Raw genomic sequence first — 14,197 nt, forward strand, 5'->3', positions numbered from 1 at the left:
CTAAGAGACTGCAGGGGCAGGCCATTTGATGACTAAGAAATTCTATCAGAATACGATTTTCTTCCTAGGGCTTACCGTTGCAGTTGGTCTTTTGCAAAGCTATTTTTTTGTTCAAATAGGGGCAAGCCTTCCAACGCTTCCCTCATTTGCCAATTTCTTTCTGGCAGCCAATCTGATTTCGTTTCTTAGCACAGGCTTTCTTCTCCGCTATTTGTATAAGCAGCCATACCAGGTAGCCTTTTGGACAGGCCTATTCGCTTTTTCCACCGCCCTGCTGCGCGCGACTCTGCTTTATTGTACGCTGGTGCCTTTAACGCGGGCATTCGAGCGCTATTATCTGCCCGTACTCTTTCTGGATATTGGTGCCAGCCTTATCTACGCCGGTAGCCTGGTTGTGTCCCGAACTGGAAGGAATAGCTGGTTGAAAGGAGCAGGCCTGGTCTACTTCATCTTATCAGGCAGCACATTGGCCTTATTGATCTGGTCCATCCGAACGCATATGACGCCCGGCAATCCGACGTTGATCAGCATTCAGCAATGGCTTTCCTTCGCTGGCAACATTCCCCCCTTGCTGCTGATTGGACATTTCTGGCAGAAACAATCCCAAATTCATTCGCCAATCCCTCAATCGGCCATAGCCACTTGGCCAGACATGCTGATCGATGCTGCTCGTTTGCTCGGCGTAGCTGCACTGCTGTTTCTGGGCGTACCTCTATTTAGTGAGGGCATTCGTGCCCGTTATCCCTCAAAGGAAGCTCTCCAACTAACTCGGATTTTCGAAGCCCGAACGTTTATTAATTCGCGGGGCGATACCTTGTCGTACCGATTGCTCAAACCGTCAGGCTACGATTCTACCCGAAACTATCCCCTGGTAATCAGTCTACATGGCGGGGCAGGCTGCGGAACAGACAATATCCGCCAATTGGCGAATTGGGAAGTTCAGCAACTGGCCGAACCCGAAAACCGAAAAAAATACCCTGCCTTTGTGCTGGTTCCCCAATGTCCGCTTGGCAGTAGCTGGGGCGGGTTACCTAATGTAGCAGCTCGGGATACGGTCGTTTTTGAACTAATGCGAACTCTGGAACACGAATTTTCTATCGATACCACTCGGCGTTACGTAGCTGGAGGGTCGCTGGGAGGCTATGGAACCTGGCATTTCATTGGGGCCCATCCGGGTGTATTTGCGGCTGCGCTCCCATTCTGCGGAGGAGGGAATCCGACTTTAGCTAACCACATGGTGGACGTAGCGATCTGGGCCTTTCATGGTGATAATGATAAGAATGTGCCGGTAGAAGGCTCCCGAAACGTCGTTAAGGCCATACAGAAAGCGGGTGGCCATCCGCGTTATACAGAATTTAAGGGTATAGGACATGATCTGCGGCCCGGTCTGGCAACTACACCTGGGCTATTCGACTGGCTATTTGCCCAGAAACGGAAAAAATCACAGTAAAGACCCCTCCATACCTCTTGTTAACCCCACTCCCTCAACGGTATGAAAAAGTTAGCGTTTCCATCCACCATTCTCGGATTGGCACTGGTAGCTTATTTTTATTTTGCCCCCAAAGCGCTCCCCCCCATACACCTGGCATCCGGGCTACCTTCTCAATTTGGAACAGAATCCCTAAAAAAAGCAGGCACCTACCTGATCCGTAATGTTTCGGTAATTCCGATGACAAAGGATACCCTTCTATCCAATTACCATGTACTGGTCGAAAATGGCCGAATTAAGCAGCTCACTCCTGACTTAAGCGCAATAGATACGGCTGTCCATCCATTGCTTATCGACGGAACCGGCAAGTTTCTTATCCCAGGACTGAACGACCTGCACGTACACATCAATGATGATAACAACCTGCTTCTCTTCGTAGCCAATGGCGTAACGACGGTCCGGAATATGGCCGGGTACCCATTTCACCTTAGCCTGCGCGAAAAAATCAATCGACGTCAACTTCTGGGCCCAACGCTTTACACGACCAGCCCAATTCTGGAAGGAAGTCCGAATGTGTGGAAGTTTAGCCGGATTGTCAGGACCAGGCAGGAGGCCCGTCAGGCGGTTATTCAGTTTACTAAGGCCGGTTATGATTTTATTAAAATTTACCACACGTTGCCCCAGGAGCTATACCGGGAAATTTTACGGGTAGGCGATTCGCTACAGATTCCGGTAGTGGGCCACATTCCCTTTCAGGTAGACCTTAACGAAGTACTGGCTTCTAGTCAATACTCGCTGGAGCATGTCGATGTGAGTCCCATCTCGCCACATCTGCCGTTGGTGAAACGATTAGAATTGATTGGTCAATCCAAAAAATGGATGTGCCCTACCCTACTGGTCTACAAAAACATGCAGAAGCATCCGAACGACCCCAGTATTCCGACCAATTACGAACGCTATGTCGATAAGATCACCCGAACGTTCTGGCAACAGCGCCTTCATTATTACAGCCGGGACCATTACAGTTTACAAAAAAAGATGGCCCAATTAATCCATAAACATGGAGGTCGATTTATTGCCGGAACCGATTGCCTAAATTCCTATGTGCTAGCTGGTTTCAGCATCCACGAAGAACTCCAGGAATTGGTCAGTGCAGGCTTACCTGAATACGAGGTTTTAAAAGCCTGTACGGTCAATGCGGCCATTTTCCTGAAGAATCAATCGAAAGTCGGTACGATTGAGCCTCACAAGCAAGCAGATTTGGTCCTGCTGGAAGGGAATCCGTTAAAAGACATAGCCAACACTAAAAAAATTAATGGGGTCATGCTGAAAGGTATCTGGTTTAGTGCTGCCGAATTACATCAGATGCTGGCAGCTGTCAAAAAGACCTATCCCCATCAGGACTCCTGAACCGGCAAAGGCTGGGTGGGCCATATATTCCTACAATTAGCTCAACTAGTATTCTCTAGCATTACGCACTTACGAAACGTCACCTCATTTCAGGCAGCGTGTGCCCGGCAACGTGATGACGAATCCAGGACAGGTTTGTAAAACTTAACCAGGAATAAAAATTTTATCCCTACTTTTGGGAGTTCTTTGTAACACCCGTCAATCGGAAGATCGGTTTCCGTTAGGGCATCTTTCCTGGCTCTAACTGGAATTAATAAGGAATCGTGTGAAAATCACGAGCAGACGTGCTACTGTAAGTATCCGTTTCTGACAACGAAACAAGTTGGTACCAACAAAGCCCATTGTCTTTTCAGATGAGAAGGGCGGTACCAATGATACAAGCCAGGAGACTTGCCGGACTTCTCAATGGCTATGCCCTCACGACCTGGGGCCTGGTTCACGCATTGATTTACAGATTTCATGATTTTATCCGCTGTTCTGTACACGAACAGTTCGGGCATTATGTGCGCACATTTTGTTCTGGGCTATGGTGTATGGGTGTGGGGAAGTTATGCCCTCTGTGACTCCTGCTATTTTTTGGCGGGTGGGTGTTTCAAATCGGACCGCACGGGCGGCCCTGCGCCGAAACGGGCGTTTTTTAACACCTTAAAACACAAAACAAAATGCGTACGCACAACCTGGGTTACCCCCGGATCGGTAACCACCGCGAACTCAAACGAGCCTGTGAACAATTCTGGGCTGGCAAAATTACGTCACAGCAATTGCAGCAGGTCGGTCGCTCCATTCGGGAAGCCAACTGGCAAACCCAACAGCAGGCCGGTATCTCGCTCATTCCCTGCAACGATTTCTCGTATTATGATCAGATGCTGGACATGTCGCTGATGCTGGGAGCGATTCCCGAACGGTTCGAGCCCTTACAGCAGACAACCTCCGCTGACCCGGATCGTCTGACCCTCTACTTTGCCATGGCCCGTGGTTATCAGCAAAACGAACTGGATATAAAGGCGATGGAGATGACCAAATGGTTCGACACCAATTATCATTACATCGTTCCCGAATTTACAGCTACACAATCGTTCCAGTTGCTGTCAGATACACTCTTCAACGAGTTTGATGAAGCCCGAAAGGTGTTGGGCCAAATACCTAAACCTGTACTGATCGGCCCCGTTTCGTACCTATTATTAGGCAAAGAAAAAGAAGCTGGATTTCAGAAACTAGACCTGCTCGACCGATTACTGCCGATTTACGAGCAAATTCTATCCCGCTTACAGGCCCAGGGAGCCAACTGGATTCAGCTCGATGAACCCTGTCTGGCGCTAGACCTGACGCAGGCGCAACGAGATGCCTTTACGAGTGCCTATGCGCAGCTTCGTCGGGCAACCCCGGATCTTAAGTTTCTGCTAGCGTCTTATTTTGAATGCTATGGCGACAACCTGGCCACGGTAGCTCAATTGCCTATCGACGCCCTCCACCTTGATCTGGTTCGTTGCTCAGGGCAATTAAGTGACATCCTCCAGACCGAATTGGCCCATCGTTCCACACTTCTCTCCCTAGGTGTAGTCGACGGGCGCAACATCTGGATCAATAACCAGGACCAATCGCTCCAGCTTATCCAGCCTGCTGTGGACGCTTTAGGAATAGATCGCATTTTACTAGCGCCTTCCTGCTCGCTCCTGCACGTCCCCTGTGACTTGCAGAACGAAACGGCTGACCAGAGTTTACCTGCTGAAATCAAGCAATGGCTGGCTTTTGCCCGACAGAAGCTGGATGAAGTCGTTACCTTGGCCACGTTATTGCACGAACCAGAAAACCAGATCGCTCAGCAAAAACGGGCAGCCAACCGGGCGGCTATCATCAATCGTCAGCACTCACCGCTGATTCATCGACCTGCCGTACAGGCACGTGTGCAGAACCTGACCGATGCCGATAGTCAGCGTAACAGCCCATTCGGCCAACGGCAAACGACCCAACAGGCCGAATTAAACCTGCCCCTATTCCCCACCACCACTATCGGCTCCTTCCCGCAAACCGAAGCCATACGTGCCAATCGGGCCAAGCGTAAAAAGCAGGAAAAATCCCAGGCTGATTACGAAGCATTTATTGAAGAGCAGATTCGGGAAGCTATCGACTGGCAGGAAACCCTTGGGCTGGATGTTCTGGTACATGGCGAGTTTGAGCGGAACGACATGGTAGAGTATTTCGGGGAGTTGCTGGATGGATTTGCTTTCAGCGAAAACGGTTGGGTACAAAGCTATGGCTCACGTTGTGTGAAACCGCCGATTCTGTATGGCGATGTATATCGGCCAGCTCCTATGACTGTTCGCTGGGCGCAGTTTGCCCAGTCGTTAACCCCAAGACCAGTTAAAGGGATGCTGACAGGCCCCGTAACCATTTTACAGTGGTCGTTCGTCCGCGACGACCAGCCACGCCGAGACACCTGTCTACAACTGGCGCTGGCGGTTCGCGACGAAGTGATGGACCTGGCAAACGCTGGTATTCAAATCATCCAGATCGACGAACCCGCCATTCGCGAAGGCTTACCGCTCCGGCAGGAAAACTGGACTACGTATCTGACATGGGCTGTGCAGGCATTCCGGGTAGCCGCGTCGGGTGTGGCCGACAACATCCAGATTCATACGCATATGTGTTATTCAGAGTTCAATGATATCATTGATGCCATTGCCGATATGGATGCCGATGTGATTACGATCGAAACGTCACGGTCGCAGATGGAATTGCTCGACGCCTTTGTAAACTTCAATTATCCCAATGAAATCGGGCCCGGCGTATACGACATTCACAGCCCACGCGTACCAACCGTTGAGGAAATGATCCGTTTACTCCATAGAGCGATGGCGGTCTTACCTGCCCGAAATCTGTGGGTCAACCCAGACTGTGGCCTCAAAACCCGTCGATGGCCAGAAACAACCGAAGCCTTGAAAAACATGGTTCAGGCAGCGAAGCAGGCCCGCGAATCAGTCTTCGAAACCGTGTAAATCGTTACCTGATGGGTACTCAGCGGGTACCCATCAGGTAACGATTTACACGGTTATACAGTAACAGAAAACGACAACGCTTATGTACTAAAATGGAACAAGCCGGTTGTAATAAACATGAATCGAAAACCTGCCCACGCTGCCAACGACGTTTCGAGTGCCGGGTAGGCAGCATTAATCTCTGCCAATGCCAACCCGTCAGGCTTAACCCCGAACAGCAACAGTATATTGAAACACGCTATGCCGACTGTCTGTGTGCCGACTGTCTGTGTGCCGACTGTCTGCTGGCACTTCGTACAGCCTACAATCAACTTGACTATAACAAAGCCATTACCCGAATTCTTTATGGACATTAACCCGCAACAAACCGACACCATTGCCAAGCGAATCGCTTCGACGGAAACCCGAATTTTTAAAGCGGTTTTCCCCAATACCACCAACCACTATGACACCCTGTTTGGTGGTACAGCCATGCAACTTATGGACGAAGTGGCTTTTATCACAGCCACTCGCTTTGCCCGTAAGCGCATGGTAACGGTTTCGTCTGATCAGATCAATTTCACCCAACCCATTCCAGCAGGCACCATCATTGAACTGATCGGACGGGTCGAACATGTGGGAAATACCAGCCTTCGGGTCGGGGTTGAAATTTATGTCGAAGAAATGTATGCCCTGGAGCGACACCGGGCCATCCACGGCTCATTTACGTTTGTGGCCCTGGATGAGCATCGAAACCCTATTCGTGTGTTATGAAATACCAGGCATCGACTCATTTAAAGCTGGCTGATACGACGGGCCGAGTACCTGCCTCCATTCTGGATGGATTCATTCGCGAAGAGTTATTACGGCAGATCAGCACGGCATTAAAATCGCACCTACCGATTCACCGAAGCCCATTTACTAACCCATCTCAAGTTACCAATCAGACAGATCAAGTCAATTTTACGACCGAACTGGTCATCCTTTCGTGCGATCAGTGGTACCGCTTCCGTCTTGAAATTGACCACTATTGTCTTGATTTACCAACCGACAAACGCCATGAGCTACAGGCTCTACTGGATGCTATGGAAAGTCCGGAAAATACCCGTTGAGCAACTTGATCGCTATTTTATCCTGATCAAATTGCTCAACGGGTGATTTGTGACCTTCGCCTAGGTTTTGCGCTTTTTCTTACGAGCCGATGGGAACAGTACGTTATTAAGAATAAGCCGATAACCCGCCGAATGCGGATGCAGATTCAGATCGGTTGGGTTGCGAAAACCGCCCCCCCGTGTTCCTTCGGGGTCATGACCACCATAGAACGTCCATTGTCCCTTGCCCATTTCGCCATAGATATAACGATCCGACGTTTTGCCCTCGCCCATAACCAGGCTACTGGGCTTGACCGCCCCTTTGCGGAAGGCTGTCGTCTGACCAAAAAACTCTTTGATTATATTTTCGTGGTTCTGGGTGAGCATGGATGGAATAGCATCCCATTTGGCCGAAAAGTTGAACAGCTCAAAAAAGCCACTGGGCTCATCGAATCCGCGATTAGCAGCCGAATTAATATCCGAGAAGGTCGAAAAACCGCGATACCCATTGTCGGATTCGAGTGTAAAGTTGCCAAAGGCAAACGTTTTGCTGAAGTCCAGTTTCTCCTGCGCATTAGGGTCCATGCCATCGCCATCGTAGCTACTCCCGACAATATCGACGCCCTCAGCCGCCAGTGCAATATCGAGCGTTTCGGCTGCCGAGCACATGGCAAACAGGTAACCACCACCCGCACAGAACTGCTTGATTCCTTTGGCAACAGCCAGCTTCATCTGTGATACTTTCGAATAGCCATATTTACGGGCAATGTCTTCCTGCGCTTTGATGTCGGCCAGCGACTGCCGGTGCATGTTACGCCCAAACTGACCCGTAAAATCTTCGTGGTGCAGGTGCAGCCAGTCGTATTTGGGTAAATCGCCTTTCAGCACTTCTTCGTCGTACACCAGTTCATACGGAATTTCGGCATAGGTCAGCACGAGCAGTACGGCATCCGTATTTTCAAATTCGGCGGGGCCAACTTTGGCGGGTGAATACACGATGATTTTAGCGGCCTTCTGCAGTTTGACCACATCCATATTTACATCAGGATTGGCCAACTGCTGACGGATCGATTCAGCCTGCGAATCTGAAATGCCCTCGAACGACACACCCCGAACCCGGCATTCGGTCTCCACAGACTTGGTGTATTTCATCATAAAACTGCCGCCCCGGTAATTGAGCAGCCATTCCACTTCCTGATCGTCTTTCAGCACTTTATAGGCAATGCCATACGCTTTCAGATGATTGGTTTGTCGGTCGTCCATCGGAATCAGGACGTAATTGGCCCAGGCAGGAGCTGCCCAGCCCACAAAAGCCAGTAATACCAGCAGAAAAGTTAAGTGCTGTTTCATATCGTGCATTATTTTTGACCTAATTCATCGTCATGTGTAGCCATGACTACCAACAACTTCTATGATGCGTTACGGTATTACTGCACTTCTTCTACTTGCCATGCTCGGGAGCCAACAGCCTGCCCTAAGTCAATCAAAAACCGTTGAAACGGGCGTGTCGCAAACGCTGGCCAAAGCCCGGAAACAAACAATCAGTAACGTGGCCTATGCTTTAAAGTTCGACATTCCTGCGCAAAAAAACCAGCCTATTCCAGCCACTGAATCAATATCGTTTAACTGGGCCAAAAACGCAGCCCCTCTCCAGCTTGATTTCAAAGAGAAACGTACTCAGGTACAGACCGTTTCCGTTAATTCAGTGGCGATTCCTATTGTTTTTGAGAGCGAACATTTACTGATTTCTACTGCTTATCTGAAGCCTGGTGCAAACACTGTTTTTATACAGTTTACGGCCGGCAACTTATCGCTCAACCGAAACGATGAGTATTTATACACTCTGCTCGTTCCCGACCGCGCCCGAACGGTATTTCCCTGCTTCGATCAACCCGACCTGAAAGCTAAATTTCAACTGTCGCTGACGATTCCGAGTCGCTGGCAGGCCATGACCAATGCGGCCGTCCATGACTCGACTGTGGCTGGCGACCGTAAAACCATCAACTTCCGTCAGTCGGAAGTGATACCAACCTATCTGTTTTCGTTTGTAGCCGGGAAGTTCACCTCCATCAGCCGAACCCTCGACCGCCGACCAATGACCCTTTTCCATCGCGAAACCGATACCACCAAAATCCGGCTAAGTCTTGACCCGATCTTTAAGCTCCACGCCGATGCGTTGAACTTCCTGGAAGATTACACCCAAATTCCGTATCCGTTCCAGAAATTCGATTTTGTGGCCGTACCCGATTTTCAATACGGCGGCATGGAACATGTCGGGGCCATCGATTACCGACTATCGAGCCTGTTTCTCGACAACGGTGCCACCCGCGATCAAAAACTTTCACGGGCGACACTGATCGCGCATGAAACAGCCCATATGTGGTTTGGTGATCTGGTAACCATGCGCTGGTTCAACGATGTATGGCTGAAAGAGGTGTTTGCCAACTTCATGGCCGATAAGATTACCGAAGTATCCTCACCGGAGGCTAATTACGACCTTCAGTTTGTGGTCGATCATTTTCCGGCAGCCTATGCCGTTGACCGGACTGAAGGTGCCAACCCGATTGGTCAGCCGCTGGCCAATTTACAGGAAGCCGGAACGCTGTATGGAGGCATCATCTATCACAAAGCGCCAATCATGATGCGGCAACTGGAGCGATTAATGGGCAAAACGGCTCTACGCGACGGCCTGCGTGACTACCTGAAAAAATACTCGTTTGGCAACGCGACCTGGAGTGACCTGATTTCGATTCTGGATACGCATACCCCCGCTAATCTGCAAGCCTGGAACAAGGTTTGGGTAAATGAAACCGGACGACCGAAGTTTTCGTACCAATTGGATAGTAAAGGCGGAACTATCAATCAGTTTGTGATTTCGCAGCAGGGCGAAGATGGCTCCAACCGATTCTGGCCCCAGAGCTTTGAAATAGCGTTTGTCTATCCTGATCACCGGGAAGAATTGACCGTGCATATGGACAAACCACAGGTTGTACTGAACGAAGCGCTCGGGAAGCGAACACCTTTATTTGTTACGTTCAATTCATCGGGGCAGGGGTATGGAATTTTTCCCGTCGATACAGCCACAGCCGTCCATCTGGAATTCACGAAAAACCCAGTAACACGGGCGGCTACGTACATTAATTTATACGAAAACATGGTATCTGGTCAGGGGATTTCACCGGAGCAACTGGCCTTTGGGTATCAGAACATGTTACGTATAGAATCAGAAGAGCTAAATCTACGCCTGATAACCAGCCAGCTTTCGGATGTTTTCTGGAATTTCACCCGACCCGAAAAACGGCCCACCCTGGCAGCTTCGATTGAACAGGCAGCCTGGCAGGCCATGGAACAGGAACCAAATCCTGGTAAGAAGAAACTCCTGTTTCGGTTGTACCAGAATATTGCCTTCAGCACCGACGCCCGCGACCGGCTGTATGCCATCTGGCGCGACCAGAAAGCCCCGTCGGATGTAACGCTTACCGAAGACGATTACACCAGCCTGGCCTTAGCCTTGGCCGTTCGCGACTACCCGGCTGAAGGAATTCTGGCGACGCAACTGGCTCGTATCAAAAACCCGGATCGGAAGAAACGGCTGGAATTTATGATGCCGGCCCTATCGTCGAACGTAGCTGAACGAGATCAGTTTTTTGCGTCGCTGGCAACGGAAGCCAATCGGGAGCATGAAGCCTGGGTAACGGCGGCACTAGGGTATCTGCATCACCCGTTACGGACAGAAACTTCCGCCAAATACCTGCCTAAGAGTCTGGAACTGCTGGAAGAGATTCAGCGAACGGGCGATATTTTCTTCCCCGAATCGTGGCTTCGTTCCACCCTATCGAGCTATCAGACACCCGAAACCGGACAACTGATTCGGAAATTTCTGGCCGACCGCCCGAACTACAATCCACGATTACGGGCTAAGCTCTTACAGGCAGCCGATGGGCCGTTCCGGGCAAGCAAGTTGCTGTATCACCTATGACGCCCAGTGACCTTTTTCCGGCCATCAGTCCGGCAATGGCCCGCGAGCTTTTTCTGATCAGAGATGCGTCGTGGGGAGAGCGATTTAAGGAAAATTTCAACCAGTTTATCATTGCGCCCCTGGAGTATAGTTGGCCGGTTATTAAGCTCCCGCTCCCCCCGTCGCGAACCAGCAATCATGCCCTGATTATGGTAGAACATGGGGAGGTCAACATTACCGTTGGTCATCAGGCGTATACACTTCGGTCGAAGGAACTGGTCATTGTGCCTGCGCTTCAAATATTTACTCTGCACAGCATCCGGCCCGATTCGATAGGGTTTATGTCGTTCATCAGTCAGGAACTACTTTTAGGCGCTACTAGTGAGTTCGATTTTCTGAAATTAACGGGTAATCCGCACATAAATTTATCGGATCAGCAAGCCCAGTTTGTCAGTACGCTTCTGCATCGACTCGTTATTGACTATCAGGAAAATGGAGCGACAAAACCTGAGTTGATCCGACCGTATCTGCTGGCGCTGTTCGCCGAGATCGACCGGGCATATGTGGGTCCGATGGCAACTAAAACCGACGTGGGCGAACGATTGGTTCAACGCTTTATGGACTTACTGACAATGCGTATCCGCCAAACCCGACTCGCCAGTCAATATGCCGACTGGCTGGCCGTTAGTCCGAATCATCTGAACAAAGTGGTGAAACATAGAACCGGCCAATCGCCTTCCGTATGGATCGACGAACGGGTTGTACTGGAAGCCAAGGTGTTACTTGTTCAGACGGAGTTGACTGTAGCCCAGATCGCGCATGAAATGGGCTTCCCCGATCAATCGACTTTCGGAAAACTCTTTCGGAAATATACTGAATTAAGCCCGACTCAATTCAGGAGCCAGTTTGTGGACGCCTGACAAGATGATTGATTTTGACCAGAATCGCCCTGTTCCTGCCTAAACATATCTCGGTAAGCAGTTAGACCTTTGTGATTGTATTCAGGCTTCGATAGCTCCATGATTTATCCTATTCTGCTGGTTGTTCATAATGCTTTACGGTGGCTGGTTCTGGGGAGCTTACTGATCGCACTGGGCAACAGTTATTCGGGCTGGTTGCGAGCACGTCCGTATCGGCCTATTGACCAGACAATACGCGTAATCGCTACATCAATTGCCCATACGCAGTTGCTGATTGGGTTTTATCTTTATTCCAAAAGTCCAATCGTAAGCTATTACTGGACGTTTTCGCCCGATTCCAGTCAATCGCCCGAGTTTCGGTTTTTTAGCCTGATTCATATTGGATTGATGTTCACGGCCATCGTGATAATGACCGTTGGCTCGAGCAAAGCAAAACGCCAGCCAACACCACAACAGAAATTCAGAACAACCGCCATTTATTTTACCATTACCTTGCTGCTCATCCTCCTTGCGATTCCCTGGCCATTTTCACCGCTGGCCACTCGACCGTGGATTCGAAATTTTTAACCTTGCCTCTTTCCTCACGGGAGAAGGGCCTAAGAAAATCGATTACAACCATGCACTTTTTTAATTCACTCAAAATCCGGCTTCGCGTCGTAAGCTTTGCCGAAGGGATTTCTTACCTGTTGCTTCTGTTCATTGCTGTGCCACTAAAACGAATCGGAGGCCACCCCGAAGCGGTGCAAATTCTGGGGCCGATTCATGGGTTGCTGTTTGTCTGGTATGTACTGGTCATTATTCAGGCCAAAACCGAATATGGCTGGTCGGCAAGTAAAACGGGACTGGCGCTGCTGGCATCAATTCTACCCGGCGGAACCTTCTATGCCGACCATAAGGTATTCCGGTTTTTACCAGCGACAACGCAGGACTCGTAAACCGTTTCGGTTAAACAAGACTATAGAACATGATTACAGCAGTAAGGTACTAATGAAGGTGGGTTCTCAAACCCACCTTCATAGAAGAATTGTCCTACCGAAATAGCAGGGGTGCAATGTCGGTGAGGTTACGTCGCCAGACCATAAATGTGTGTCCACCGGGTGTTTCGACCTCTTTATACTTTACCTTTTTGGAGGCCAGATATTGCTTGAAATACTTGTTGTTCTGATACAAGAAATCATCTACTCCGCAGGAAACCCATAAGAGCTTTAACTGTTTATTGGCGCTCTCATCCAGCTTTGGATAAGCTTTGGCAAAGCTGTCATTCATCGCTTTGATCTGTTCCTCCGAGGGCGTTGTGGTAGCGGGGTTGCCGGATGCCGAAGCTGCCGGACGTGGCCCTCCCATGCCAACCGCACTGCTAAACCCACCAACATAGGCAAAATGGTCGAGGTTGTTCAGGCCGGTGTAAAAAGCCGTACCCCCACCCATCGACAAGCCAACAATGGCCCGCTGGGTTCGATCTTTGGCAGCATTGTACGTTTTTTCCAGTTGAGGAATGATTTCCTGAAGCACCTCGGCCGTATATTTTTCATTACCGCCGTAGCCCAGCGTGTTGACCATAATCATGGGTTTGGCTTTACCTTCGGCAATGAGGTTATCCAGAATGATGTTGGCTTGCGCATTCACGATCCAGGACAGGGCCGTACCCGTGGCACCATGAAGCAGGAAAAATACTGGATACGGCTCCCTCCTTTTGGGATCGTAGTTTGGCGGCAGGTACACATAGTAGTCCCGGTCTTCGCCCATCACCACCGACCGATAGACATGGTGGTTGACAACACCGCGAGGTACATCCTTGATCTCCCAACTCAGCGAAGTCGGTCCCGGCATATGCGCCAGGCTCTGTCCATTGCATTGGTAACAGGGTTTTGCAACGGGATTAGCTGGATCGGGAATGCGAAGGCCATCGACGACAAAGGCATAATCATATACATCGGGGGCAAGCTTTTTGGTAAAACTCCAGACCCCCTGATCGTCTTTGGTCATCGTTTCCCGCGAAACGCCTTCGATGTCAAGAATTACTTCTTTAGCATTTGGTGCCCGCAGCCGGAAGATCAGTCCACCGTCGGTTACTTCCGGTGATTTAACGGGAGGCATCCGCGGAACCTGAGCCAGAAGGGTGGCCGTCTGGAGCAGCAGACAACTGAATAGCAGTAGCCGATTTCGTAGCGTCATATATTTTATAAAGCAAGGGTTTAACAAATCGCTACGAATCTACTATTCTTTTCTATCATTGCGTACTTTTTACGGTAAGACTTTAGGCAACACTTACCAGGCATAAGTTATTAGGAAAACTTACAGAAGATCACGGGCGTACTTGATGACAAATAAACTTATTTCAACACCACTACGGCCTATGCTATAGCTATTTTCCTGGCCCAAGGTGAGTATTCGACCAGGAATTACTTTATAAT

12 protein-coding genes and 1 riboswitch are annotated in these 14,197 nt (G+C 49.8%); of the genes, 10 read left to right on the plus strand and 2 right to left on the minus strand.

Annotated features, from left to right (window positions below; translation table 11 throughout):
• Window positions 1–28 precede the first annotated feature (28 nt).
• The 6 genes from B5M13_RS23445 (at window position 29) to B5M13_RS23470 (ending at window position 6,926) form a co-directional block, all read left to right on the plus strand.
• Complete coding sequence (locus B5M13_RS23445) at window positions 29–1,450, plus strand: carboxylesterase family protein (protein WP_080057976.1); 1,422 nt, start codon at window positions 29–31, stop codon at window positions 1,448–1,450.
• A gap of 42 nt (window positions 1,451–1,492) precedes the next feature.
• A complete protein-coding gene (locus B5M13_RS23450) occupies window positions 1,493–2,839 on the plus strand; it encodes an amidohydrolase family protein (protein ID WP_080057977.1) in 1,347 nt (448 codons plus the stop codon).
• A gap of 194 nt (window positions 2,840–3,033) precedes the next feature.
• A riboswitch (cobalamin riboswitch) is annotated at window positions 3,034–3,251 on the plus strand.
• A 250-nt stretch (window positions 3,252–3,501) separates the two neighbouring features.
• Window positions 3,502–5,835 (plus strand): 5-methyltetrahydropteroyltriglutamate--homocysteine S-methyltransferase, encoded by a 2,334-nt coding sequence (gene metE / locus B5M13_RS23455; RefSeq protein ID WP_080057978.1) that lies wholly within the window; start codon window positions 3,502–3,504, stop codon window positions 5,833–5,835.
• Window positions 5,836–5,927: 92 nt separating this feature from the next.
• Window positions 5,928–6,191, plus strand: a complete 264-nt coding sequence (locus B5M13_RS23460) for a cysteine-rich CWC family protein (protein WP_080057979.1) — start codon at window positions 5,928–5,930, stop codon at window positions 6,189–6,191.
• Complete coding sequence (locus tag B5M13_RS23465) at window positions 6,181–6,588, plus strand: acyl-CoA thioesterase (RefSeq protein ID WP_080057980.1); 408 nt, start codon at window positions 6,181–6,183, stop codon at window positions 6,586–6,588. Before B5M13_RS23460 ends, B5M13_RS23465 begins: the two co-directional genes overlap by 11 nt.
• Window positions 6,585–6,926 (plus strand): hypothetical protein, encoded by a 342-nt coding sequence (locus B5M13_RS23470; RefSeq protein ID WP_080057981.1) that lies wholly within the window; start codon window positions 6,585–6,587, stop codon window positions 6,924–6,926. The genes B5M13_RS23465 and B5M13_RS23470 overlap by 4 nt, the downstream gene beginning before the upstream one ends.
• A 60-nt stretch (window positions 6,927–6,986) precedes the next feature.
• Here B5M13_RS23470 and B5M13_RS23475 read toward each other — a convergent pair whose 3' ends face one another.
• Window positions 6,987–8,255 carry an asparagine synthetase B gene (locus B5M13_RS23475; protein ID WP_080060056.1) on the minus strand — a complete coding sequence of 423 codons (1,269 nt, stop codon included), beginning with the start codon at window positions 8,253–8,255 and terminating at the stop codon, window positions 6,987–6,989.
• Window positions 8,256–8,319: 64 nt separating this feature from the next.
• On the opposite strand from B5M13_RS23475, the gene B5M13_RS23480 reads away from it, so the two are divergent.
• From B5M13_RS23480 to B5M13_RS23495, 4 genes are all read left to right on the plus strand, one after another.
• A complete protein-coding gene (locus B5M13_RS23480; RefSeq protein ID WP_080057982.1) occupies window positions 8,320–10,884 on the plus strand; it encodes a M1 family metallopeptidase in 2,565 nt (854 codons plus the stop codon).
• Window positions 10,881–11,783 (plus strand): AraC family transcriptional regulator, encoded by a 903-nt coding sequence (locus B5M13_RS23485; protein WP_080057983.1) that lies wholly within the window; start codon window positions 10,881–10,883, stop codon window positions 11,781–11,783. The genes B5M13_RS23480 and B5M13_RS23485 overlap by 4 nt, the downstream gene beginning before the upstream one ends.
• A 99-nt stretch (window positions 11,784–11,882) precedes the next feature.
• Window positions 11,883–12,350: a hypothetical protein gene (locus B5M13_RS23490; RefSeq protein WP_080057984.1), complete on the plus strand. Its 468-nt coding sequence runs from the start codon at window positions 11,883–11,885 to the stop codon at window positions 12,348–12,350.
• A 50-nt stretch (window positions 12,351–12,400) separates the two neighbouring features.
• Window positions 12,401–12,718, plus strand: coding sequence for a DUF3817 domain-containing protein (locus B5M13_RS23495; protein ID WP_080057985.1), 318 nt, complete (start codon window positions 12,401–12,403; stop codon window positions 12,716–12,718).
• 94 nt (window positions 12,719–12,812) lie between these two features.
• On the opposite strand, the gene B5M13_RS23500 is transcribed toward B5M13_RS23495, so the two are convergent.
• Window positions 12,813–13,958 carry an alpha/beta hydrolase-fold protein gene (locus B5M13_RS23500; protein ID WP_080057986.1) on the minus strand — a complete coding sequence of 382 codons (1,146 nt, stop codon included), beginning with the start codon at window positions 13,956–13,958 and terminating at the stop codon, window positions 12,813–12,815.
• Between the last annotated feature and the right edge of the window lie 239 nt (window positions 13,959–14,197).

Source organism: Spirosoma aerolatum, assembly GCF_002056795.1.
Classification (GTDB): Bacteria; Bacteroidota; Bacteroidia; order Cytophagales; family Spirosomataceae; genus Spirosoma; species Spirosoma aerolatum.

Excerpts from the sequence above, each read along its gene's own strand:
- B5M13_RS23470 (WP_080057981.1), top strand. The coding sequence starts at position 6,585 with ATGAAATACCAGGCATCGACTCATTTAAAGCTGGCTGATACGACGGGC.
- B5M13_RS23485 (WP_080057983.1), top strand. The coding sequence starts at position 10,881 with ATGACGCCCAGTGACCTTTTTCCGGCCATCAGTCCGGCAATGGCCCGC.
- metE (WP_080057978.1), top strand. The coding sequence starts at position 3,502 with ATGCGTACGCACAACCTGGGTTACCCCCGGATCGGTAACCACCGCGAA.
- B5M13_RS23475 (WP_080060056.1), bottom strand. The coding sequence starts at position 8,255 with ATGAAACAGCACTTAACTTTTCTGCTGGTATTACTGGCTTTTGTGGGC.
- B5M13_RS23490 (WP_080057984.1), top strand. The coding sequence starts at position 11,883 with ATGATTTATCCTATTCTGCTGGTTGTTCATAATGCTTTACGGTGGCTG.
- B5M13_RS23460 (WP_080057979.1), top strand. The coding sequence starts at position 5,928 with ATGGAACAAGCCGGTTGTAATAAACATGAATCGAAAACCTGCCCACGC.
- B5M13_RS23500 (WP_080057986.1), bottom strand. The coding sequence starts at position 13,958 with ATGACGCTACGAAATCGGCTACTGCTATTCAGTTGTCTGCTGCTCCAG.
- B5M13_RS23480 (WP_080057982.1), top strand. The coding sequence starts at position 8,320 with ATGCGTTACGGTATTACTGCACTTCTTCTACTTGCCATGCTCGGGAGC.
- B5M13_RS23450 (WP_080057977.1), top strand. The coding sequence starts at position 1,493 with ATGAAAAAGTTAGCGTTTCCATCCACCATTCTCGGATTGGCACTGGTA.
- B5M13_RS23445 (WP_080057976.1), top strand. The coding sequence starts at position 29 with ATGACTAAGAAATTCTATCAGAATACGATTTTCTTCCTAGGGCTTACC.
- B5M13_RS23495 (WP_080057985.1), top strand. The coding sequence starts at position 12,401 with ATGCACTTTTTTAATTCACTCAAAATCCGGCTTCGCGTCGTAAGCTTT.
- B5M13_RS23465 (WP_080057980.1), top strand. The coding sequence starts at position 6,181 with ATGGACATTAACCCGCAACAAACCGACACCATTGCCAAGCGAATCGCT.